This is a genomic window from Pseudomonas sp. Sample_14 (genome assembly GCF_004307515.1).
GTDB lineage: Bacteria > Pseudomonadota > Gammaproteobacteria > Pseudomonadales > Pseudomonadaceae > Aquipseudomonas > Aquipseudomonas atacamensis.
The window spans coordinates 134,630-156,520 of the sequence record NZ_RCOC01000093.1; the positions used below are offsets into that span (position 1 = coordinate 134,630).

A 21,891-nucleotide genomic window follows, 5' to 3' on the forward strand; every position below is an offset into this window, starting at 1 on the left:
ACCTGTGGGAGCTGGCTTGCCAGCGATGAGGCCACAACAGACACACAAATCTTATGCACTGACTGGAAAACTCATCATGACCAAAAAAACCCTGTCCCACCCAGTCAAAGCACTGGCCTTGGCCTTCGGCCTGTTCAGCTCGGCTATCTTCGCCGCCGACGCCCCGTTGAAAATCGGCACCACCGCCGCTTTCGCCATTCCGCTGGAAGCCGCCGTCGAGGAAGCTTCCAAACAAGGCCTGAAAGTCGAGCTGGTGGAATTCACCGACTGGATCGCGCCCAACGTCAGCCTCGCCGCTGGCGACATTGATGTGAATTATTTCCAGCACATTCCGTTTCTGGAAAACGCCAAAGCCGCGTCCGGTTTCGATCTGGTGCCATTCGCTCCTGGGATCATCAACAACGTGGGCCTGTATTCGAAGAAATACAAAAGCTTCGATGAACTGCCCGAAGGCGCCAGCGTCGCCATCGCCAACGACCCGATCAACAGCGGTCGCGGTCTGCAATTGCTCGCCAAGACCGGGTTGATCACCCTGAAACCGGGCGTCGGCTACAAAGCCACCGAGGACGACATCGTCGCCAATCCGAAGAACATCAGGATTCTGCAGGTCGAAGCCGTGCAACTGGTGCGCGCTTATGACGACGCTGATCTGGTCCAGGGTTATCCAGCCTACATCCGTCTGGCGAAGACCTTCGATGCCGGCTCGGCGCTGCTGTTCGACGGTCTCGATCACAAGGAATACGTGATCCAGTTCGTCATCCAGCCGAAGAGCAAAACCGACCCGCGCCTGATCAAGTTCGTCGACATCTATCAGCATTCACCGGCCGTTCGCGCGGCGCTGGACAAGGCCCACGGCAAGCTCTATCAGGCCGGTTGGGAAAGCTGAACATGACTGCGGCGACCCAACGGCGACTGGAGCTTCCAGAGCCACACAATGCTGAAAAAACCGAGCTGCGCCCCGAGTTGAATCGCGCCCACGTACGCTTTATTGGCGTGGGCAAAACCTACAACGGTCGGCAAGGTCCGGTCGCGGCTTTGCAGGGCATCGACCTGGCGATTCAGCGCGGCGAAGTGTTCGGCATCATCGGCCGCAGCGGCGCCGGCAAGTCGTCGCTGATTCGCACGATCAATCGTCTCGAACAGCCGACTTCAGGACGGGTGCTGATCGATCAGGTCGATATCGGCGAGTTCGATGAAGACCGCCTCGTCGCCCTGCGCCGGCGCATCGGCATGATCTTCCAGCACTTCAATCTGATGTCGGCCAAGACCGTCTGGCAGAACGTCGAGTTGCCGCTGAAAGTCGCCGGCGTGCCGAAGGAGCAGCGCGACAACAAGGTTCGCGAACTACTCGAACTGGTCGGCCTGCACAGCAAGCACAAGGCATACCCGGCGCAACTCTCCGGTGGGCAGAAACAGCGTGTCGGCATCGCCCGTGCGCTGGTGCATGACCCGGACATTCTGCTCTGCGATGAAGCGACATCGGCACTCGATCCGGAGACCACGCAGTCGATCCTCGGCCTGTTGCGCGAGATCAACAAACGCCTCGGCCTGACCATTGTGCTGATTACTCACGAAATGGCAGTGATCCGCGAGATCTGCGATCGCGTCGTCGTGCTCGAGCATGGTCATGTGGTCGAGCAAGGCCCGGTGTGGCAAGTGTTCGGCAATCCGCAACACTTAGTCAGCCAGACCTTGCTCGCACCGCTGCAACACACCTTGCCGGAAGAACTGCAAAGCCGATTGCAGGCGCAATCCACGGCTTCAAATGCAGCGGTGGTGTTGCGTTTGCAGTTCACCGGCAGTGCCGCTGATGAGCCGGATCTGGCCGCGTTGTTTGCGGCGTTGGGTGGGCGAGTGAAGCTGCTTCAGGGCGGCGTCGAACGAATTCAGGGACACGCGCTGGGGCAGCTGTTACTGGCCGTCAGCGGTTCGGCGTTCAGCGCCGAGCAATTGCGCGAGCGCGCCGGGCAGTGGGCGCAACGAGTGGAGGTATTGGGCTATGTGGTTTGATCGCTTGCTGCAGGGTTTTATCGACACCTTCCTGATGGTCGGCGTGTCGTCGCTGATCGCGCTGCTGGCGGGGATTCCCATGGCGGTGATTCTGGTCACCAGTGACAAGGGCGGGATCTATCAGGCGCCGCTGTTGAACCGTGCGCTGGGTGCATTCGTCAATCTGTTCCGCTCGATCCCGTTCCTGATCCTGATGGTTGCGCTGATTCCGTTCACCCGCCTGATCGTCGGCACTACCTATGGCGTGTGGGCCGCTGTGGTGCCGCTGACAATCGCCGCAACGCCGTTCTTCGCGCGGATCGCCGAAGTGAGTCTGCGCGAGGTCGATCATGGTCTGATCGAAGCCGCACAGGCCATGGGTTGCCGGCGCTGGCATATCGTCTGGCATGTGCTGCTGCCCGAGGCGCTGCCGGGGATTGTCGGCGGTTTCACCATCACCCTGGTGACGATGATCAATTCGTCGGCCATGGCTGGGGCAATTGGTGCTGGTGGGCTGGGGGATATCGCTTATCGCTACGGTTATCAGCGCTTCGATAGCCAGATCATGTTGACGGTGATCGTCTTGCTGGTGGCGCTGGTGGCGGTGATTCAGTTGGGTGGCGACAGGCTGGCGCGGGGGCTGAATAAGCGCTAAGGTCGATGGCGGCAGGTGGCCATCAACCAGGCCCATGTGATCGCAGTATTTTGGGCAACGCCCTTCGCAAAAATCAGATGCTTCCTACACCACTTTTGTCGTTTCGCCAGCCTGAAGCACGCGGGTTTGCAGGACGATTCCTAGAATAATTTGCCCGCTTGTACCCGAAATATCCTGTAGCTAATCTCCGGTCGTCACTGTTTTGCGGTGACTGGATTCAGTTGTCCGGCCGGCAACTGATCCGCGTGCAGCCGCCGTCCTGCTCGTTTAGTCGCGAAATGGTTGGCTCCCACTTGAAGTCAGGAGTTTACCCATGGAAAAGAAACTTGCCGATCCGCCACTCAGCCTTACCTCAAGCAAGCGGTTCACCGAGGATTTGCTCAAGGATCGCTCTGCACTGTGCCGCGCCGTCGACTCACATCTGGCCGGCAATCAGGTCACGTTGGCTGGACAGAAACGCGTCTACAGTATCAGCGAAGATGTGACGCTGGAGGACGCCCAACTGTATGTTGCCGATCTGCTGCGCTGCGCTTCGGTGACCGTCCATCAATGCGGTGACCAGCTCGGGGGCGCGGATCGGGCCATGGTGTTCTCGGTCTGGCATCTGCTGGAAATGGCCAAGGCGATGATGGACCGCTCGATCGATTGTCTGGGAGCCAAGCAGCACTGAAGCCTGGCACCCATTGCCGCCTGCACTGGCCCCAGCGCAGGCGGCGTTTTTTTGCCGGTGAAAAAGCTTATAGTCCGCCCTCACACCGCCAATACAGCATCGATCATGAAGCAAACGCCCAGCGACCTCGAACAGATCACCGCCACTACCCTCGGTCACTACAACTCGGTGGCTGAGGATTTCCGCGAAGGCACTCGCGACCACGATGTCAGCCAGAACATCGAGGCCTTGCTGCGCCACATTCACGGTGAAGCACCCTTCTCGATTCTCGATTTCGGCTGCGGTCCGGGCCGGGATTTGCAAACCTTCACGCGCATGGGCCACGTCGCGATCGGCCTTGATGGCTCACAGGAATTCGCGCGCATGGCCCGCCAGGACAGCGGTTGCGAAGTCTGGCAGCAGGACTTTCTCAAGCTTGATCTGCCGGCCGAGCGCTTCGACGGCATCTTCGCCAATGCCGTGCTGTTTCATGTGCCGTTGCAGGTGTTGCCGCAAGTGCTACGGCAACTGCACGGCACCTTGAAACCGGGTGGCGCGCTGTTCAGTTCCAATCCGCGTGGCGACAACCAAGAGGGCTGGAACGGGCCGCGCTATGGCTCGTATCACGATCTCGAGGCCTGGCGCGGGTTGCTGACGGCGGCGGGTTTTGTCGAGCTGGAGCATTATTACCGGCCTGCGGGCTTGCCGCGCGAACAGCAGCCGTGGCTGGCGAGCGTGTGGCGCAAAGTCTGAATCAGGGCGCCGCTTGTACCTGATACTGGCTGTCGCTGCCGTCCGCTAACAGTGCAGTCATGCTGTGTCCCGGTAACGTCCGGCCCTGCCAGTTGCGTGGAGCGGCGTCGAAATTGGCCAGCAGTCGCGTGCCGTCGGCAAACGTCGTCTGCTGGACCAGGCGATTCTCGCTCAACCAGTCAAAAGCGGTCAGCGCTTGCGTCGCCAGACGTTCGTGCAGCGGACGAAAGAATCGATCCTGACGCACGATCAACGGCAAGCGCTGATCAAGGCTGGCCGCACTCAGGTGGTACAGCGGCGGTACGTTGTAGAGCAACTGCGTGAGCTCGTTTTCCACCCGCACGTCGCTCAGTTTCAGGTTATCGAACAACCAGTGATGACTGGTGATGACAGAGCCGTGGAACACCGCCTGATACAACGGTAAACGGCTGACGGGGGCGAAATGAACGCGTCGGTAGTCAGCCTTCAACCGGGTCGGTTTGAAGAACACCGCTGGCTGCTCCGGTGGGTACCATTGGCCGACGAAAAAGTCCGCTGTGCCCGGCTGATGCATGTCGCGATCGCCCCAACCGATCACTGGCGTCTGCATGCCATGTGCGAACAAAACCCCTTGAGCGGTGGCCGCATTGCCATCCTCGGAGCCGCTCGGCAGCTGCAACACTTCGCTGATCCAGCGCGATGCTCCGACGTTGCCCGCGGCATTCTGCGCCTGGGTCATCGGTGCGCCGGGACGATAACTGTCAAAGAGCATCCCAGCGGCATAGGCATCGAGAAACCAGCTGTTGAACCCGGCAACCTTCTGGATTGCATCGATGCGCCGCTCAAGCAACGGTCGCACACATCGCGGATCGGTATAGTGACCGGACTGCTGAAACCCGCTTTTCAGCGCACCGTTTTGCTCCACGATCGCACACTCGGTATTGGCCCGATGGCCGAGGTGCGCGGTGGTCCAGTCCGGATTTTCGTCCTCGCGCAGCGCGGTTTCATAGGAGTCATAGGGGGCAATCAGATACCCCGCAGAGACGGCGGCGCGCACCGCCTCCGGGTGCCAGAGTCCACCTTCCCAGCCCTCGCCGAGCCCAAGCCATAAACGCGAAAGTCCAGCGCTCTGCAAGCGTTCAGTGGTTCGTCGCGACAAGGTGCGCCCCCAGCGCGAAGGATCAGGCGCCAGCGTACCCTTCAGAACATCGGCCAGCTGCTCGCGCACCTCAGCGTACCCGTTGGCCAGCGCCTGCATGTCCGGCACCGCACGCGCCTGCCAGGTTTTGCGCGCCTGAACGTTCAGCGCGCGATTGAGACTGCGCAGCATCACAGTCTGTTGATAGCGATTGAGTACGGTCTCGCTGGCGAGCAACCGCAGCGCTTCAGGATCCATCGCTGCCCGAAGTTCACTGACCAGCACACCCGAGCCGCGCAACCGGGCAATCAGCAGCGGCCAGTTGCGCACATCGTCGGGGCCGAGGAGATCGTTGCCCCACAGATAGACATGCGCGGCACCGATCAGCTTGGCGGCTTGCGGGGTCTTGATCAGCTTGTTCGCCAAGGTTTCATATTGATCGCTTTCGATGAGCCACTGCTTGTAGCGCTTGGCCCCGGCCAAGGGATCGACATCGCCGAGAAACAGGCTGAAGGTCAGCGGTTTTGAGGGTTCAAGCGATGTGAATCGATGCCGGGCCGACAGCCCCAGTGCATCACCATTGGTCTTGAAGCGCAGTTGGTTGTTGTAAGGGTTGGTCAGCAGCCAGTGCAGGCTGAAATTCTCGTACTCCATCCCCCAAAGCGGCAGGCTCAAGTCCTGGGTGGTATCGAGCGCGCCCTGCGCGAGCAGGAACTTCTGCCACACCCGGTCACCGCGCGGCACGTAGCGCCCTTCGGCAAGCGGCCAGATCAGCGCCTGGCCCATTGCACTGGCGGGCTGATGAATAAACTCGATTTGCGAGGGCGAGTTAGCCGTAATCGAAAACGTCAGGTCACGCTGGTCCAGGTCAACACTGAGCAACCAGCGCCCATCGTCCCATTGCCAATCGATGCGATTGCCGCGCCTGACCATGTCGCTGACCTTGTGCCGCAGCACACCGGCCGAGGCCTGCACCGGCGCAGCGCCGGCAGCTTCAACGCGCACCGCCAGCTTCGCAGGATCGACCTGCACCCGCCAAAGCTGGTTTTCCAGCAGCACTTCGGCCAGTACTGCCGGCGACAGGCTTAAGCCAGCGAGCAGCAACCATCCGCGTAACCAGCCGGAAACAGTCGACATGGCACGTCCCTCTTCGAATGAAGAAGGGACGTTAGCGCAGTCCGCTCACCCTGTAAGTCAGACCTTTCCCAAAGATCGCAGGGGCTAGCTCACTGCGCCGGCTTTTCATCCTTCTGCGGTTCGCGAATCTTGTACCAGGCCACATAAAGCGCCGGCAGAAACAACAGCGTCAGCAGCGTCGCCACGACGATGCCACCAATCATTGCGTAAGCCATCGGCCCCCAGAACACTTCGCGGGCGATCGGGATCATGCCCATGCTCGCTGCCGCTGCGGTCAGCAGAATCGGCCGACGCCGGTGTTCGGTGGCTTCGACCACCGCGTCCCACGGCGCATAGCCTTTCTGCTCGAACTCATCGATCTGCGTCACCAGAATCACCGAGTTGCGGATGATGATGCCGATCAGCGCGAGGATCCCGAGGATCGCCACGAAGCCCATCGGCGTGCCGGTCGGCACCAACGCCAGGACCACACCGATCAATCCCAGCGGCGCCACACTGGCGACCAGGAACATCTTCTGCACGCTGTGCAACTGAATCATCAGGAACGTCGCCATGAGGAACAGCATCAGCGGCAGCACCTTGGCAATCGGCCCCTGGGCCTTGCCGCTTTCCTCGACCGTACCGCCGGTAGCAACTTTGTAGCCGACCGGCAGTTTCGAGGCAAAAGCATCGATCGACGGCTTGAGCAGTTTCACCAGATCGGTCGGCTGAATCTCGTCACGCACCGAGGCCTTGATGGTGATGGTCGGCAAGCGGTCACGACGCCACACCAGCGGCTGCTCCAGTTCATAGCGCACGGTGGCGAACGCCAGCAGCGGAATCGAGGTGCCGCTCGGCGTGACGATCTGCAGGTTCTGCAGGGTTTCCGGCGTGCCGCGTTCGGAATCCACCGCGCGACCGACCACGTTGATCAGGTAGATATCGTCATCGACCTGGGTCAACGGCGAGCCGCTGACAATGCTGTTCATCAAGTTGGCCACATCTTCTGAGGACAGCCCGAGTTGCCGCGCCTTGTCCTGGGCGATGTCGATGCGCAGGACTTTGCCCGGCTCGTTCCAGTCGTAAATGATTTCGCCGATGTGCGGGTTCTTGTCCAGTTCAGTGGCCAGGTCGATGGCATGTTTGCGCACCTGATCGACATCTTTGCCGCTGACTCGATACTGAATCGGACGCCCCACCGGCGGGCCCATTTCCAGAGCCTGCACGTAGCTGCCGATGCCGACGAAGTCTTTGTGCAGCCGCTCACGCAAGCGCTGGCTGAGTGCCTCGCGGGCTTCGAAGTCCTTGCTGACGATCACCAGCTGCGCGTAGTACGGGTTCTGCAATTGCTGATCAAGGGGCAGGTAGAAACGGATCGCGCCCTGACCGATGTAAGTGCTCCAGCGCACGATGTCCGGGTCGCCCTTGAGCGTCGCTTCGAGCTTGTCCACCGCTTTGCGGGTTTCGTCGATCGAGGCGTTTTGCGGCAGGTTCAGGTCGACGAGAATTTCCGGGCGGTCGGAAGCGGGGAAGAACTGGTTCTGCACGAAGCGCATGCAGAACACCGCCAGCACGAACAACAGCACGGTGACGCCGATCGCCCACCAACGATTGCGCATGGCCCACAACAGACCACCGTTGAAGGCGCGACCGACGCGACCCGGCTCGGCATCGTGGGCTTTCACCTTGTCGCTGAGGATGTGCACGCCGATCACTGGTGCGAAGAACACCGCGACCACCCACGAGACGATCATCGCCACCGCGATCACCGCGAACAGCGTGAACGTATATTCACCCGCAGAACTGGCGTTGAGGCCGATGGGCACAAAACCGGCGACAGTCACCAGCGTACCGGTAAGCATCGGGAATGCCGTCGAGGTGTAGGCGAACGTCGCCGCCTGCTCCTTGCTCTCGCCCATTTCCAGCCGCGTAACCATCATTTCCACGGTGATCATCGCGTCGTCCACCAGCAGGCCGAGGGCAATGATCAGCGCGCCGAGGGAAATCCGCTGCATAGTGATGCCGCTGTATTCCATGAACACGAAGACCATGGCCAGCACCAGCGGAATCGAGCAGGCCACCACCAGACCGGCGCGCACGCCGAGGCTGATGAAACTCACCACCAGCACGATGATGACCGCTTCGAACAGCGCGCTGGTGAAACCGCCGACGGCCTCTTCCACCACCACCGCCTGATCGGAAACGGTGTGCACGCCGACGCCGACAGGCAAGTCAGCGGTGAGCTGGTCGATGCGCTCGTGCAGCGCCTTTCCGAATTCCTGAACGTTGCCGCCCTTCTGCATGGCAATCGCCAGGCCGATCGCCGGTTTGCCGTCGAAGCGGAATTCCGGTGTCGCCGGATCGACGTAGCCACGGCTGATCTCGGCGATGTCGGCCAGACGATAGAAGCGATCGTTGAGTTTGAGATTGACCTCGGCCAGATCCTTCTCCGACTCGAACTGGCCCGAGGTGCGCACGGAGATCCGCTCCGGCCCCGCCTCGATCACCCCGGCCGGAGTCACTGCGTTCTGCGATTGCAGGCTCTGCACCACTTGGCGCTGGTCGATACCCAGTGCGGCGAGTTTGCGCGTGGAGAAGTTCAGGTAGATCGTTTCGTCCTGCTGGCCGACCATTTCGATCTTGCCCAGCCCCGGCACGCTGCGGATTTCGGCGCGCGCCTGTTCCACGTAATCGCGCAACTGGCGCATGGTCAGGCCATCGGCGGTGAAGGCGTAGACCGAGCCGTACACGTCACCGAACTCGTCGTTGAATCCCGGCCCCTGAATGCCCTGGGGAAACTGGCCGCGAATATCGTCGATCTTCTTGCGCACTTGGTACCAGATTTGCGGAATGTCCTCAGCGCTGGTGGTGTCGCGCAGGTACACGTACACCGTCGATTCGCCGGGGCGGGTGTAGCTTTTCACATAGTCGAGAGAATCGAGCTCTTCGAGTTTTTTCTCGATGCGGTCGGTGACCTGCTTGAGGGTTTCTTCCTGGGTCGCGCCGGGCCATTTGGTCTGGATCACCATGGTCTTGATGGTGAAGGACGGGTCTTCTTCGCGGCCGAGATTGAAGTACGAGAACACCCCCATCAGCAGCCCGACGAACATCAGGTACCACACGAAAGACTGGTGCTTGAGGGCCCATTCGGAGAGGTTGAAAGAGCCTTTCATTGACTGTCCTCGTCAAGTTTTACCGATTGTCCGGGTTTGAGACTGTTGACGCCGGCGCTGACCACGCGCTCGCCATTCTGCACGCCACCGGCCAGCACCACGCTGTTGTCGCCACGGCTGACTACGCTGACGTCGCGCGGGTTGACGGTTTTGTTCTGCGTGTCGATCACCCAGATGCGGGTTTTGCCGTCGATTTCCTGCAACGCCGTCAGCGGCAGTTCGATGCGCGGCTTGATCGCCGAGCTGAGGGTCACGCTGATCGCGGTGCCGAGGCGGAAACCGTCCGGCGTTTCCGACAGCGTCAGGCGTGCGCGGCGGGTGCGCGTGGCGCTTTGTGCCTGGGGCTCGATCTCGCGGATGATCGCCGTGGTGTTGATGCTCGGGTCGAGTTGCGCAGCCACCGAGAACACCACGTCGCTGGGCAACTGATCGACCAGCGTATCGGGCAGATCGATCACCGCTTCCTTGATGTCCGGTTGCGCCAGCGTCACCACTTGTTGCCCAGCGGTCACCACTTGCCCGGCTTCGGCGTTCCACGCGGTGACCACGGCTTTGTGATCGGAGCGCAGCTCGGTGTAGCTCAGTTGATCCTTGCTCTGGCTGACCGCCGCGCGCGCCTGATCAAGCGAGGCCTGAGTGGTTTTCAGATCGGTGTTGGCAACGTCCAGTTGTGCCTGCGCACCGACGCCGCGATCAAACAGCGCTTGCTGACGACGTGCGTTGGCCTGGGCGTTGATCAACTGCGCCTGGATCCTCGCCAGATCACCCTGGGCCGAGCGCAGTTGGTTCTGCTGGTCGGACGGATCGAGGGTGGCGAGCAAGGTGCCCTTCTGCACCTCGGCGCCGACATCGACGTTGCGACTGGCGATGCGTCCACCGACGCGGAAACCGGTGTTGCTCTCGTAACGCGCCTGAATGCTCCCGGCAAAGCGCCCGAGGCTTTCTTCGTTGAGCGCTTTGACCGTGACCGACAGTACCGGGCGTACCGGTTCCGGCGGGGTTTCCTTTTCCGAGCAGGCGCCCAGCAGCAACACCATGCACAACAGGCCGAGGCGCTTCATGGCTGCGCTCCCGGTTGCAGATCCTTGTAGGTGTTTTCGGCAATCTCGACTTTCATGCCGGGGTGCAACAGTTGCCCGCCGGCGACAATGACTTTCTCGCCGCCCTTGAGGCCTTCGCTGATGATCACTTTGCCGGTCAGGTAGCGACCGACCGTGACCGTATGCAACTGCGCTTCGCCTTTGTCATCGACCAGCCACACCGCCGGGTCGCTGATGTTTTTCGTCAGCGCCGACCAGGGCAGTTCCACCGCCGATTTGCCGGTGCCTTTGGCGGTGGCACTGACCACCGAACCGAGCTGCATGCCCGGCGGCAGCTTGTCGAGGCTGACCTTGACCTGCACGGTGCCCGATTGCGCCGACACCGATGGCGTGATCTCACGCACGGTGCCGGTGGTTTTGATCTCGGGGTTGTCGAGCAGGCTGACTACGATCGAGCGATCGGACGGCCGCTCGGCCAGCAGCGATTCATAGACATTGAACACCGCGTCGCGGTCGCCATCGCGGGCGAGGCTGAAAATCGGCGCGGTGGCCTGCACCACTTGGCCGACTTCGGCCTGGCGCTCGGTGATCACCCCGGGTGCATCGGCGATCAGCGCGGTGTAGCTGAGCTGGTCCTTGGCGTTGGCCAGCTGCGCCTGCGCCGCGCTCAATGCGCTCTGGCTGCTGCGCAGCGCGGCTTGTGCCGAATCGTATTCGCTCTGGCTGGTGTAGCCCTTGGGCAGAAGTTTTTGCTGACGCACGAAAGCGGCTGCCGCTTGCTTCACGCGGGCCTGTTCGGCGACGACCTGGGCCTGAGCGGAATCGACGTTGGTCTGCAGATCTTTCGGATCGAGTTTGGCCAGCACCTGCTTGGCCGTGACGCGGTCGCCGACATCGACCATGCGCTGGATGATCTTGCCGCCGACGCGGAATGACAGCTGGGTCTGCACCCGCGCCTGCACATCACCGGTTAGGGTCACCGCGGCGGCGTAGTTGGCCGGTTCGACCTCTTGCACAAAGACCCGTGGCAAGTATTCCTGAGCAGGTTTCTTGTCGCCGCATGCGGTGAGCAACGCCATGGCGCTCACGGCCATCAGCACTTTCAATCCGGGACCCGCCATGCACACTCCTTGGCCTTAAATGCTGCTGTCGAGACGATACGACTTCAGAGCTTAGAACAGGGTTCCACGGTTGCGGGCGCCAACACCAGATTTATCTCATTAAAGGTATGCTGCCCGCGTATCGCAGTGACCCGGAGAAGGATTTCATGCTCAACACCCTGGCGGTGGCCAATTACCGCTCGATCAACAAACTGGTGATTCCGCTCGGGCGCCTGAACCTGATTACCGGGCCCAACGGCAGCGGCAAGTCCAACCTCTATCGCGCCTTGCGCCTGCTGGCGGAAACCGCCCAGGGCGGCGTGGTCAATGCGCTGGCGCGTGAAGGCGGGCTGGACTCGACGTTCTGGGCCGGACCGGAAACCATCAGTCGACGCATGCGCAACGGTGAGGTGGCGATCGAGCCGACGGTGCGCCACGGCGTGAAAAGGTTGCGACTGGGATTCGCCGGCGAGGATTTCAGCTACGCCATCGGCCTGGGCCTGCCGGAGCCAAGCACTTCATGCTTTGCCCTCGACCCGGAGATCAAGCGTGAGTGCATCTGGGCCGGCCCGGTGTTTCGCCCGGCGAGCCTGCTGGTCGATCGCAACGGTCCGATGATCCGCGCCCGCGAAGGTCGCGCCTGGGATGTGCTGGCGCAACATACGCCGAACTTCGACAGCCTGTTCGACCAGGTCGGCAATCTGCGCAGCTCGCCAGAAGTATTCCAGATGCGCGAATTCATCCGCCGCTGGCGCTTTTATGATCACTTTCGCAGCGATGCCGACGCGCCGGTGCGTCAGCCGCAACTGGGCACTCGCACGCCGGTGCTGCACCACGACGGCCGCGATCTGGCGGCGGCCTTGCAGACGATTATCGAGATTGGCGATCCGCAGGCGTTAACAGCGGCGATCAGCGATGCGTTTCCCGGCGCGCGACTGAAAATCGCGCCGTTGGCCGGTGGACGCTTCGCTATCGAGTTTTATCAGGAAGGCTTGTTGCGGCCATTGTCGGCGGCGGAATTGTCAGACGGGACCTTGCGCTATCTGCTGCTGGTTGCGGCGTTGCTGACACCGCGACCGCCGACACTAATGGTGCTCAACGAACCGGAAACCAGCCTGCACCCGGACCTGCTGCCGGCGCTGGCAAGGCTGATCATTCGCGCTTCGGAGCAGTGTCAGGTGTGGGTGGTGTCACATGCACGGCGACTGATCTCGGCGTTGCAGGAAGACCCGGAATGCAATTGCATCGTGCTGGAGAAGACGCTGGGACAGACCGGGATTGTCGGGCAGCGGGTGCTGGATGAGCCGGCGTGGCATTGGCCAGACTAGCCCATTCGATCGTTCCCACGCTCTGCGTGGGAATGCAGCCCGTGACGCTCTGCGTCACTGGACGCGGAGCGTCCCTGGAGGCATTCCCACGCAGAGCGTGGGAACGATCAACAGGCAATCACCCCTGCCACTTGCCCCCTTCAACAATCACACTCTCGGGCCGGGTGTCATCACTCAGTTCTTTGCGCACATATTGGTCATATAGCTTGAGGAGGTACTTCTCCTCACCCAATTTGGCCAATTCGCTGTTGACCCAATCACGCAACTCGAGATTGCCCTTTTTCACTGCCGGCGCAATCGGCGCCTCGGCTCCGAGCTTTTCCTCGAGCACGCGATAGCCCGGGTTCTGCTTGGCCCAGCTGAACAGCACCAGATTGTCCTGCGCGTAAGCATCGCCACGACCATTGGCCAGGGCTTGCAGCGACTCGGAGTTTTTCTCGAACTTGAGCAGTTTCCAGTCCGGGTGGTTTTTGGTCAGCCAGATATCCGCGGTGGTGCCGGTGGTGACAATCGTGGTGCGCGTCGCCAGATCATCCAGTTTTTTCACTGAACTGCCCTGCGGCACCAGCGCCTGCACGGCCACCTTGAGGTTCGGGTTGGTGAATTCCACCGCTTCCTTGCGTTCCGGGGTGACGGTCATGTTGGCGAGGATCAGGTCGACCTTGTCGCTCTGCAAAAATGGAATGCGACTGGCCGGCTCGACGGCGACGAACTCGACCTTGTTTTCGTCGCCGAGCAGATCCTTGGCGAAGCGCCGGCCAATGTCGGTGTCGAAGCCGACGTAGCGCCCGGCCTCATCGACGAAACCGAACGGGGGCTTGTCGGTAAATACACCAACGATCAATTTGTCGCGGGCCTTGATCTTGTCCAGATAACCGGCCGGCGCGGCGCTTTCGCTGGCGACTTTCGGCTTTGGTGGCTCTTCGGTCTTACCGCAACCGGCAAGCAAGGCGAGGCTGAGCAGGGGCAGTAACAAAGCGGCAGTTTTCATAGCAGTTCCAGTTCCTTTTTCGGATTCGTTTCTGGCGATGTGGCAACGAAGGAGAACTTCTCAAGAAACTGCTGCGCGCGTGCGGTTTGCGGGTTCGTAAAGAAAATCTCGGGGGGGGATTGTTCGAGGATGCGCCCGGCATCCATGAACACGATGCGGTCGGCCACCGCGCGGGCGAAGGCCATTTCGTGAGTGACGATCAGCAGGGTCATGCCTTCGCGAGCCAGACCCTGAATGACTTGCAGCACTTCCTTGACCATTTCCGGGTCGAGGGCGGCGGTGACTTCGTCGAAGAGCATGACCCGTGGATTCATGCACAGCGAGCGAACAATGGCGATGCGTTGCTGCTGGCCGCCGGAGAGCTGACGCGGGAAAGCATCGCGCTTGTCCAGCAGGCCGACACGCTCAAGCAAGGCTTCGGCCTGCTGCTGCGCTTCGCGACGCTGACGCTTCTGCACCTTGAGCGGGCCGAGCAGCAGATTGTCGAGCACGCTCATATGCGGGAACAGGTGATAACTCTGGAACACCATGCCGATCTGCTGGCGAATTTCGCGCCAGTCAGTGGCCTTGTCCAACAGCTCTCGGTCGAGGAATTTCAGGCTGCCGCTGTGGGCCTCTTCCAGACCATTGAGGCACCGCAGCAAAGTACTTTTGCCGCAACCGCTGGGTCCGAGAATGACCACCACTTCGCCGCTCTGCACTTGCAGGTCGATGCCATCGAGCACCTGCTGCGCGCCATAGAATTTGTTGAACCCGTGATACTCGATCAGTGCGCTCATACTTGCGTCCAGCGCCGCTCCAGCACGCGCGAAGCGGCCGAGAGCGGGTAGCAGATGAAAAAGAAAAACAGGAACAGCGCACCGTAAATCAGTACCGATTCGTAGGTGCGCTCGATGATCTGCTGACCGACCTTGATCACATCTACGACGCCGATCAGGACCGCCAGGGAACTGGTCTTGATGATCCGCGTATAAACATTGATGGTCGGCGGCGTCATGCGCTTGAGCGCTTGCGGCAGCAGCACGTAGCCATAGAGTTGGGCCGCATTGAGGCCGATCGACAGCCCCGCTTCACGCTGTCCGCGCGGCAACGAATGCAGCGCACCGCGCGCTACCTCGCCAACTTCGCTGGCGCCCCACAGCGACAGCACCAGCACCGCGCACCAGAAGCTCGGCAGGCTCAGACCGAAGAAAATCGGCAGACCGAAGAACAGCAGATACAACCAGACCAGCACCGGAATTGCCCGGAACAGCTCCAGATAGATACGCAAAACCGCGTTCAACCACGTTACGTTCAAAGTGCGCAGAACACCGTAGAGCACACCGCCGATCGTGCTGATGGCGATGCTCAGAAACGAGATCGACAACGTTTGCCCGGCGCCTTTTGCCAGTTGCGGCAACGACACCCAGAGCAGTTCAAGACCCGAACTGGCCATGCTGGAGCCTCCTTTCCAGACGGCTGAGCAACAGCGACAGCGGCAAGAACAGCAGCACGCAGATCAGCGTCAGCACGGCGAGCATTTCGTAGGTTTTGTAGTAGAGCGCGATGTAGCTCTTGGTGGTGTAGAGGATTTCCGGCACCGCCACGGCCGAAACCACGGTGGTTTCCTTGAGCAGGAAGATGAAATTGGCGAACAGCGACGGCAAGCTGAGGATGCCCGCCTGCGGCAGGATCACATAGCGCAGCAACTGGCCGTGGGACAGGCCAATCGACCGCCCGGATTCCAGTTGCGCCTGGGGCACCGCATCGATGCCGGCGCGCAGCACTTCGGTGAGATAGGCGCCACCAAGGAAGGTCATGGTGATGATTGCCGCAGTGAAACCGGAAACCTGGATCCCCACCGCCGGCAACGCGAAGTAGACGAAGAACAGCTGAATCAGCAACGGCGTGTTGCGCGCCAGCTCTACGTAGAGGCCGACCAGTTTTTGCAGGTATGGCGTGCGAAACACCAGAATCGTCGCGTTGAGCAGCGCCACCAGCAGCGAAGTGGCGATCGCAATCAAACCGACCTGCAGAGTCACGCCGACGGCTTTGAGAAAAGCCGGCAGAGTGCTGAGGATAAAGGCGTAGTCGAAAGTCATGAAGCGTCCTGACGCTGCTTGGTAAGCGGCGATGATGCAATTCATGGACGGCGGATGGCCGTCCGGCAGGCACTGACTTTATAGGTATAAAAACCATAATTTAAATACCTTTAAAGCATATTGATATCACCCAAAAAACTATCCTGTGGATTTGCCGGGAAGGAATAAGACGGCTATTTTTCTTTGCGCTGTAGGACGGATCTTTTTTCCACGAAAGACCTCCAAGGAACCACAGCTTTTGGCCAGACTCTCCGGCCCATTCACCACAAGGAAGAACAACATGGACGTAAAAGTGCCGCAGCGGCTGGATCCGCAGGACATCGTGAAATTGCTGGTGGCGTTGAGACGGGCGTTGAAGACCACAGCGTAAATCAAAAGCCCCTCACCCCAGCCCTCTCCCGGAGGGAGAGGGGGCCGACCGAGGTGTCTCGCGTTGTACATCGACCTGGAAGATCTTGGCGATTATGGCTTGGCTGGGCTTCAGCGATGCTGGATTCAGAGCGATACGTTCAGGTCGGCGTATCTCTCGAATATCCCCGTATCGGTTCCCTCTCCCTCTGGGAGAGGGTTAGGGTGAGGGGCTTTTTAACGCACACACAAAAACGCCGATGACCATCAAGGCCATCGGCGTTTTTGCATCTGAAGCAGATTCACTCAAGTCAGATCAGAACGCCGGCAACACCGCGCCGCTGTACTTCTTCTCGATGAACGCTTTGACTTCCGGGCTGGTCAGGGCCTTGGCCAGTTTCTGGATCGCGTCGCTGTTCTTGTTGTCCTCACGGGCAACCAGGAAGTTCACGTACGGCGAGTCAGCACCTTCGATCACCAGCGCGTCTTTCTGCGGATTCAGCTTGGCTTCCAGCGCGTAGTTGGTGTTGATCATGTCCAGATCAACTTCCTTCAGCACGCGCGGCAGCAGGGCCGATTCCAGTTCCTTGAACTTGAAGTTGTGCGGGTTCTTGGCGATGTCTTTCGGCGTTGCCAGAGCGTTTTTCGGATCTTTCAGTTCAATCAGGCCGGCCTTCTGCAGCAGGATCAGGGCGCGGCCGCTGTTGCTGCCTTCGTTGGGGATGGCGATGGTCGCGCCGTCCGGCAGTTCAGCCAGAGTCTTGTACTTGCTCGAGTAACCACCGAACGGTTCAACGTGAACGCCCTGCACGGTCACCAGGTACTTGGATTTGTCATCCTTGTATTTACCCTGGTTGAAGCTGTTCAGGTACGGCAGGGTCTGGAAGTAGTTGGCGTCCAGACGCTTCTCGCCGACCTGTACGTTCGGTTGCACATAGTCGGTGAAAACCTTGATTTCCAGATCCACGCCCTCTTTGGCCAGGGTCGGTTTGATCAGCTCAAGGATTTCAGCGTGGGGCACCGGCGTTGCGGCAACTACCAGTTTCTCGCCGGCGTTGGCGAAAGAAGCCGTCAGAGCAGCCGCCAATGCGGTAAACAACAGAACCTTTTTCATGCAGTGTCCTTATCGAAAATCACGGTCGTCATCGACGACGGCATTTAATACGTGTGCCAGTGAAGTGATATCGCTGGCGTGAGGCGGACAATACCCGGATTTTTTATTCCCGGACAATAACGTTTATTCAGCTTCATATTCCATTTTGTTCATGTTGAAGAAAACGCTCACACCGCCTCGCTCAAGCGAATCAGCCAGTCTTTCAAGGCCTTACGCTCTGCACTGCTACCACCTATATGGGTCTGCCTGACCAGACGTTCGATCTGAACCTGCGGCGCAGACGCGTCAGGCAGGTTCAGATGTTCCGGCAGGATTTCGTCGCCGGTGCTGACCAGCAGGGCAAAGTGGATGACGTTTTCCAGTTCGCGAGTGTTGCCCGGCCAGCTGTGTTGTTCGAGCACATGTTGCGCGGCTTCGCTGATCAGCGGCACGGGCAAGTCGAGACGCTGGCTGTAGATGCCAAGGAAATACTCGGCCAGCGAGAGGATGTCGCCGGTGCGCGCGCGCAACGCCGGCAGCTCCAGATGACCCTCGCTGAGGTAGTGATAGAGCCGCTCGTGGAATTTTCCGGCGTCCACGGCCTGGGCCAGATCGATGCTGGTCGCCGCAACCAGGCGCACATCCACCGGGCTCGGCTGATGCGCACCGACGCGGGTGACTTCGTGGTTTTCCAATGCCGCGAGCAACTTGATCTGGATGGGCAGCGGCAGATCGCCGATCTCATCCAGGTACAAGGTGCCGCCGTTGGCCGAACCGAACCAGCCGGCGCGGCTGCTGGCCGAACCGCTGTAGCTGCCGGCGGCGTAGCCGAACAGCTCGGCGTCGGCGTAAGTCGGGCTGATCGCGCCGCAGTTCACCGAAACGAACAGCCCGCTGCGATCACTGGCGCGGTGGATATGCCGGGCGAGCAGCTCTTTACCGGTGCCAGTCTCACCGCGAATCAACACTGAAATCGCACGTGGAGCCAGCTGCTCCAACTCCTCGCGCAATTGCCGCGAACGCGGGTCGACAAACACCAGCGCCTTGGCGCGAATGCTCAGGGGGCTTTTTTCCGCATCGGGAAAGGTCAGCAAGGGCTGACCGAAGGTTTCGAGACTCATGGCAGGCTCCCGCCCAAAACCGCCAGCCGACGGGGGCGTTGAATAGTAAGGTCAGGCGCGACGGCGGGCGTGATGTTCCAGACGGTTTTGCAGGCGATAGAGATAGGCAAATCCCTGCTCCCAACGCTGATGCCCGGACTTGACGTTGATGTGCCCGGCCCCGGCGAGAATCCCCGCCTCCGCGCCCCAGTTGCGCGCCAGTTCCAATGCGCGCGGCGCACTGACGGCGGCGTCGTTGTCGGAGCTGACGACCTGACTGGGAAACGGCAAAAGATCGGTCGGAATCGGTGCGAAGTTGCGCAGTGCCGGCGCACAGGCAGGACGCTCGACGTCGGCCGGCGCAACCAGCAATGCCCCACGCACCTGACGCAGGTATTGCAAGGGCGCTGTCGCCGCCCAGTGGGCAACGGTGATGCAACCGAGGCTGTGAGCGATGAGAATGACCGGCGTGCTGTCGGCGGCAATCGCTTCGGCCAGCGCGGCGACCCAGTCCTCACGGCGCGGCGTCAGCCAATCGGCCTGCTCGACCCGCGCGCTGTTTGGCAGGCTGTTCTGCCAATGGCTTTGCCAATGATCTTCTGGCGATCCTTGCCAGCCCGGCACAATCAGGTAGCGGATTGATTCGTTGCGCATGGGGAGCTCTCCTGCGTCGTGTCTGTTCCGGGTCGAGTATAGGGAGCGGAGTTATATTGGTTAAGGAATAAGAAGCTATTTATTAAGACCTGTATCGAATATGTGATTTGTGTAGGGCATAAGATTCCTCCCCCTCACCCCAACCCTCTCCCCCAAGGGGGCGAGGGGGGAAAGGGAGCCGATCTTCAGGTTCTTCAAATCTTGAGTTCGATTGGATTTCTCATATCGATGTATAGCCGCCAGACACCCCGGTCAGTCCCCTCTCCCTCCGGGAGAGGGCTAGGGTGAGGGGCTTTTTCAAAAACCGAACGCAAAAAAAGGGCCGCACCCTGCCAAGGAGACGGCCCCGGAAAAACGAAAATCTGTTACCGCGCAGTAATCACCGACAACTTGGTAATCCCCGCCCGTTCGATCGAAGCCATGGCTCGCGCCACTTCGCCGTAATTCACCCCATCATCGGCCTGCAATTGCACGCGCACCTCCGGGTCCTTGGCTTTGGCCGACTTGAGGTTGAATTCGAGTAAGTCGGGCTGAATCTCGTCCTTGTTGATAAACAGCTTGCCGGCGCCGTCGATGCTCACCACCAGCGGATCCTTCTGCTCGACCGGTGCCACCGCTTCGGTCTTCGGCAGGTTGATCGGGATCGCGTTGGTCAGCAGCGGCGCGGTGACGATAAACACCACCAGCAGCACCAGCATCACGTCTACCAGCGGCGTCACGTTGATTTCGCTGAGCACCTCATCCGTGTCTTGCGTGGAGAAGGCCATATCAGGAGGCCTCCTTCACTTTTGCCGCGTTGCCCGACGTTGCCACTTTGTGTGCGGTCGAGTGGATCAGCACGCGGAACGCGCTCTTCTGCGCCAGGCTGTAGAAGTCGTGGGCGAAGTCATCGAGATCCGCCGCGGTCAATTTCAGACGGCGCAGAAAGTAGTTGTAAACCAGCACCGCCGGCACCGCGACGGCGATACCCACGCCGGTCGCGACGAGTGCCGCACCAATCGGCCCGGCCACGGTTTCCAGGCTCGCCGAACCGGCGGCGCTGATGCCTTTCAAGGCCTCCATGATTCCCCACACCGTGCCAAACAGACCAATGAACGGCGAGGTGCTGCCGATACTCGCGACAACCGCCAGACCGGTTTCCAGCGAACGCCGTTCGCGGACGATCTGCTGGCGCAAGGCACGCTCGAGGCGATCCTGATGGTTGATCGCCTGGCTCAGATCATTCGCCTGCGGCGCCTCGCCCACCTGGATCGCTGCATAGCCAGCCTGCGCCACTCGCGCTGCGGCGCCGGGCTGGGTTTCGCTCAACTCGGCGGCGGCATCCAGGCTCGACGCCGCCCAGAAACGCTTATGAAAGCGCCGATCCTGCGCTTTCAAACGACCGAACTGCACAGCCTTGAGCAACGCCAGGCCCCAAGTGGCGACGGAAAAACCCACCAGCAGCCAGATCACCGCGCTTTCGATGGATTCCAGTGGAGATGCCAGTAACGTCATGATGTGTTCCCTCGTATAAACATTTCGCGCGAATTTGGTTTCGGTTTAATGAATCTTGAAATCGATGGGCACGCTGACCCAGCCGTCCTGGGCGACATCACCCTGCTTGGCCGGGACGAAACTCCAGCGCTTGACGGCATTCAGCGCCGCATCGTCGAGCTGTTGCCGACCACTGCTTTTGGCAATCTGAATCTCGCCCGGTTTGCCGCTGGCCAACACATGCACCCGTAACAACACCGTGCCTTCCCAACCGCGCCGCTGGGCCAGCGACGGATATTCCGGCGCCGGGTTTTTCAGGTATGCCGCATTGGCTGAAGCCGGGGTAACGGGCGCAGGTGCCGGTGGCGCGGGGGGCGCTGGCGCTGCGACCGGGGCTGCCGGTTTCGTTGGCGCTGGCGGCTGCTCTACCGGCTTCGGCGCGGGTTTGGGCGGCAGTTTCACCACCGGTTTGGGTTTGGCGATCGGCTTGGGCGGCGGCGGTTTCACCGCCAACTCGTCCTCCACTGGCGGTGGTGGCTCGACCACGTGCGCCGGTGGTGGCGGCGCAACAACCGGCGGCGCGGGCGGAGCCGGGCGTGAAAACTCGATGGTCATCGGCGGAATTTCCGGCGGTACCACCGGCAGCACCGGCGTCGGTTTCTGGCTGACCCAATAAATCACTGCACCGTGCACGATCAACGCGAGCACACCGAGCAGAAGGGTTTCGCGCCGACTCAAAATGCCCTTGGGCGCACGCTGCAAACGCAACTGTCCCAACGGCACACGGTGCGGCCGGCCAAGATCGACCAGTTCGCCACTCGGCGTGTGCCGCCACAACAATTCCCCTGCGCTGGCGGCGGTCTGGACATTGCCCATTGTTCAACTCCCTGCGGTCTCTTTCGTTCTACGAGCCAAAGCGATCGACCCGCCATTCTTGAAGCCCCCACGGCGTAGTCGATGGGGCAATCATTGGCTGTGGACGCTTATCACCGAAAGCAATCTTTAACGTTAAGCATAGGCCTTCAAGGAATATACAAATCATCCGTTTTTACCGAAGCCGCGCACTACAAGGGCTGCAGCGATCTGCCATAAACGCCATGCTTTTACGGCATGAAAAGTATTCGGCTACGGCATCCGTTAACGCCTTGAAAGGCTGTTTTTGGTTCGCTGATTGCCGACGTCATGCGCCATTGCCGTCGTCGCTGTCGATCAGCTGCGTCTGCTTGCCGGC

At 60.5% G+C, this 21,891-nt stretch carries 20 protein-coding genes; 6 read left to right on the forward strand and 14 right to left on the reverse strand.

The genetic code is table 11. From position 1 onward, the window contains the following. Positions 1-76 precede the first annotated feature (76 nt). The 5 genes from D8U61_RS22995 to D8U61_RS23015 all read left to right on the forward strand — a co-directional run bounded on the left by D8U61_RS22995 (position 77) and on the right by D8U61_RS23015 (position 4,046). Positions 77-886, forward strand: coding sequence for a MetQ/NlpA family ABC transporter substrate-binding protein (locus D8U61_RS22995; protein ID WP_130927707.1), 810 nt, complete (start codon positions 77-79; stop codon positions 884-886). Positions 887-888: 2 nt separating this feature from the next. Next, positions 889-2,010 (forward strand): ATP-binding cassette domain-containing protein, encoded by a 1,122-nt coding sequence (locus tag D8U61_RS23000; protein WP_125925837.1) that lies wholly within the window; start codon positions 889-891, stop codon positions 2,008-2,010. Then, positions 2,000-2,644: a methionine ABC transporter permease gene (locus tag D8U61_RS23005; RefSeq protein WP_083353966.1), complete on the forward strand. Its 645-nt coding sequence runs from the start codon at positions 2,000-2,002 to the stop codon at positions 2,642-2,644. Before D8U61_RS23000 ends, D8U61_RS23005 begins: the two co-directional genes overlap by 11 nt. 313 nt (positions 2,645-2,957) lie before the next feature. Then, positions 2,958-3,314, forward strand: coding sequence for a hypothetical protein (locus D8U61_RS23010; RefSeq protein WP_016772210.1), 357 nt, complete (start codon positions 2,958-2,960; stop codon positions 3,312-3,314). 105 nt (positions 3,315-3,419) lie between these two features. Beyond that, complete coding sequence (locus D8U61_RS23015) at positions 3,420-4,046, forward strand: class I SAM-dependent methyltransferase (RefSeq protein ID WP_016772211.1); 627 nt, start codon at positions 3,420-3,422, stop codon at positions 4,044-4,046. A 1-nt stretch (position 4,047) separates the two neighbouring features. Here D8U61_RS23015 and D8U61_RS23020 read toward each other — a convergent pair whose 3' ends face one another. The 4 genes from D8U61_RS23020 to D8U61_RS23035 all read right to left on the reverse strand — a co-directional run bounded on the left by D8U61_RS23020 (position 4,048) and on the right by D8U61_RS23035 (position 11,613). After that, entirely contained in the window at positions 4,048-6,300 is a 2,253-nt protein-coding gene (locus tag D8U61_RS23020; protein ID WP_125925838.1) for a glycoside hydrolase, read from the reverse strand. An 89-nt stretch (positions 6,301-6,389) separates the two neighbouring features. Then, the gene (locus D8U61_RS23025) at positions 6,390-9,452 is read right to left on the reverse strand and encodes an efflux RND transporter permease subunit (RefSeq protein ID WP_024011164.1); all 3,063 of its coding nucleotides are present in this window, start codon (positions 9,450-9,452) and stop codon (positions 6,390-6,392) included. After that, positions 9,449-10,513 carry an efflux RND transporter periplasmic adaptor subunit gene (locus tag D8U61_RS23030; RefSeq protein WP_125925839.1) on the reverse strand — a complete coding sequence of 355 codons (1,065 nt, stop codon included), beginning with the start codon at positions 10,511-10,513 and terminating at the stop codon, positions 9,449-9,451. The genes D8U61_RS23025 and D8U61_RS23030 overlap by 4 nt, the downstream gene beginning before the upstream one ends. Continuing rightward, positions 10,510-11,613 (reverse strand): efflux RND transporter periplasmic adaptor subunit, encoded by a 1,104-nt coding sequence (locus tag D8U61_RS23035; RefSeq protein WP_024011162.1) that lies wholly within the window; start codon positions 11,611-11,613, stop codon positions 10,510-10,512. Before D8U61_RS23035 ends, D8U61_RS23030 begins: the two co-directional genes overlap by 4 nt. 146 nt (positions 11,614-11,759) lie before the next feature. Between D8U61_RS23035 and D8U61_RS23040 the strand changes: the two genes are divergently transcribed. Continuing rightward, positions 11,760-12,920 (forward strand): AAA family ATPase, encoded by a 1,161-nt coding sequence (locus tag D8U61_RS23040; RefSeq protein ID WP_016772216.1) that lies wholly within the window; start codon positions 11,760-11,762, stop codon positions 12,918-12,920. Positions 12,921-13,038: 118 nt separating this feature from the next. On the opposite strand, the gene D8U61_RS23045 is transcribed toward D8U61_RS23040, so the two are convergent. The 10 genes from D8U61_RS23045 to D8U61_RS23090 form a co-directional block, all read right to left on the reverse strand. Next, the gene (locus tag D8U61_RS23045; protein ID WP_039756389.1) at positions 13,039-13,911 is read right to left on the reverse strand and encodes a transporter substrate-binding domain-containing protein; all 873 of its coding nucleotides are present in this window, start codon (positions 13,909-13,911) and stop codon (positions 13,039-13,041) included. Beyond that, positions 13,908-14,690, reverse strand: coding sequence for an amino acid ABC transporter ATP-binding protein (locus D8U61_RS23050; RefSeq protein WP_130927708.1), 783 nt, complete (start codon positions 14,688-14,690; stop codon positions 13,908-13,910). The genes D8U61_RS23045 and D8U61_RS23050 overlap by 4 nt, the downstream gene beginning before the upstream one ends. Continuing rightward, positions 14,687-15,346 (reverse strand): amino acid ABC transporter permease, encoded by a 660-nt coding sequence (locus tag D8U61_RS23055; protein ID WP_130887587.1) that lies wholly within the window; start codon positions 15,344-15,346, stop codon positions 14,687-14,689. Before D8U61_RS23055 ends, D8U61_RS23050 begins: the two co-directional genes overlap by 4 nt. Further along, positions 15,327-15,992, reverse strand: coding sequence for an amino acid ABC transporter permease (locus tag D8U61_RS23060; protein ID WP_016772220.1), 666 nt, complete (start codon positions 15,990-15,992; stop codon positions 15,327-15,329). Before D8U61_RS23060 ends, D8U61_RS23055 begins: the two co-directional genes overlap by 20 nt. Before the next feature lie 664 nt (positions 15,993-16,656). Further along, a complete protein-coding gene (locus D8U61_RS23065) occupies positions 16,657-17,454 on the reverse strand; it encodes a MetQ/NlpA family ABC transporter substrate-binding protein (protein WP_016772222.1) in 798 nt (265 codons plus the stop codon). A 167-nt stretch (positions 17,455-17,621) separates the two neighbouring features. Beyond that, on the reverse strand, positions 17,622-18,554 hold the full coding sequence (locus D8U61_RS23070) for a sigma 54-interacting transcriptional regulator (protein ID WP_016772223.1): 933 nt from the start codon (positions 18,552-18,554) through the stop codon (positions 17,622-17,624). A 51-nt stretch (positions 18,555-18,605) separates the two neighbouring features. Next, positions 18,606-19,187, reverse strand: coding sequence for an alpha/beta hydrolase (locus D8U61_RS23075; RefSeq protein ID WP_007918704.1), 582 nt, complete (start codon positions 19,185-19,187; stop codon positions 18,606-18,608). A 365-nt stretch (positions 19,188-19,552) separates the two neighbouring features. Then, on the reverse strand, positions 19,553-19,954 hold the full coding sequence (locus tag D8U61_RS23080; protein ID WP_007972930.1) for a biopolymer transporter ExbD: 402 nt from the start codon (positions 19,952-19,954) through the stop codon (positions 19,553-19,555). Position 19,955: 1 nt separating this feature from the next. Next, positions 19,956-20,681 carry a MotA/TolQ/ExbB proton channel family protein gene (locus tag D8U61_RS23085; RefSeq protein ID WP_130927709.1) on the reverse strand — a complete coding sequence of 242 codons (726 nt, stop codon included), beginning with the start codon at positions 20,679-20,681 and terminating at the stop codon, positions 19,956-19,958. A gap of 45 nt (positions 20,682-20,726) precedes the next feature. Then, positions 20,727-21,536, reverse strand: a complete 810-nt coding sequence (locus tag D8U61_RS23090) for an energy transducer TonB (protein ID WP_016772225.1) — start codon at positions 21,534-21,536, stop codon at positions 20,727-20,729. Positions 21,537-21,891 lie beyond the last annotated feature (355 nt).

Excerpts from the sequence above, each read along its gene's own strand:
- D8U61_RS23005 (WP_083353966.1), top strand. The coding sequence starts at position 2,000 with ATGTGGTTTGATCGCTTGCTGCAGGGTTTTATCGACACCTTCCTGATG.
- D8U61_RS23085 (WP_130927709.1), bottom strand. The coding sequence starts at position 20,681 with ATGACGTTACTGGCATCTCCACTGGAATCCATCGAAAGCGCGGTGATC.
- D8U61_RS23020 (WP_125925838.1), bottom strand. The coding sequence starts at position 6,300 with ATGTCGACTGTTTCCGGCTGGTTACGCGGATGGTTGCTGCTCGCTGGC.
- D8U61_RS23060 (WP_016772220.1), bottom strand. The coding sequence starts at position 15,992 with ATGACTTTCGACTACGCCTTTATCCTCAGCACTCTGCCGGCTTTTCTC.
- D8U61_RS23055 (WP_130887587.1), bottom strand. The coding sequence starts at position 15,346 with ATGGCCAGTTCGGGTCTTGAACTGCTCTGGGTGTCGTTGCCGCAACTG.
- D8U61_RS23045 (WP_039756389.1), bottom strand. The coding sequence starts at position 13,911 with ATGAAAACTGCCGCTTTGTTACTGCCCCTGCTCAGCCTCGCCTTGCTT.
- D8U61_RS23090 (WP_016772225.1), bottom strand. The coding sequence starts at position 21,536 with ATGGGCAATGTCCAGACCGCCGCCAGCGCAGGGGAATTGTTGTGGCGG.
- D8U61_RS23065 (WP_016772222.1), bottom strand. The coding sequence starts at position 17,454 with ATGAAAAAGGTTCTGTTGTTTACCGCATTGGCGGCTGCTCTGACGGCT.
- D8U61_RS23035 (WP_024011162.1), bottom strand. The coding sequence starts at position 11,613 with ATGGCGGGTCCCGGATTGAAAGTGCTGATGGCCGTGAGCGCCATGGCG.
- D8U61_RS23080 (WP_007972930.1), bottom strand. The coding sequence starts at position 19,954 with ATGGCCTTCTCCACGCAAGACACGGATGAGGTGCTCAGCGAAATCAAC.
- D8U61_RS23070 (WP_016772223.1), bottom strand. The coding sequence starts at position 18,554 with ATGAGTCTCGAAACCTTCGGTCAGCCCTTGCTGACCTTTCCCGATGCG.
- D8U61_RS23030 (WP_125925839.1), bottom strand. The coding sequence starts at position 10,513 with ATGAAGCGCCTCGGCCTGTTGTGCATGGTGTTGCTGCTGGGCGCCTGC.
- D8U61_RS23050 (WP_130927708.1), bottom strand. The coding sequence starts at position 14,690 with ATGAGCGCACTGATCGAGTATCACGGGTTCAACAAATTCTATGGCGCG.
- D8U61_RS23000 (WP_125925837.1), top strand. The coding sequence starts at position 889 with ATGACTGCGGCGACCCAACGGCGACTGGAGCTTCCAGAGCCACACAAT.
- D8U61_RS23040 (WP_016772216.1), top strand. The coding sequence starts at position 11,760 with ATGCTCAACACCCTGGCGGTGGCCAATTACCGCTCGATCAACAAACTG.
- D8U61_RS22995 (WP_130927707.1), top strand. The coding sequence starts at position 77 with ATGACCAAAAAAACCCTGTCCCACCCAGTCAAAGCACTGGCCTTGGCC.
- D8U61_RS23015 (WP_016772211.1), top strand. The coding sequence starts at position 3,420 with ATGAAGCAAACGCCCAGCGACCTCGAACAGATCACCGCCACTACCCTC.
- D8U61_RS23075 (WP_007918704.1), bottom strand. The coding sequence starts at position 19,187 with ATGCGCAACGAATCAATCCGCTACCTGATTGTGCCGGGCTGGCAAGGA.
- D8U61_RS23010 (WP_016772210.1), top strand. The coding sequence starts at position 2,958 with ATGGAAAAGAAACTTGCCGATCCGCCACTCAGCCTTACCTCAAGCAAG.
- D8U61_RS23025 (WP_024011164.1), bottom strand. The coding sequence starts at position 9,452 with ATGAAAGGCTCTTTCAACCTCTCCGAATGGGCCCTCAAGCACCAGTCT.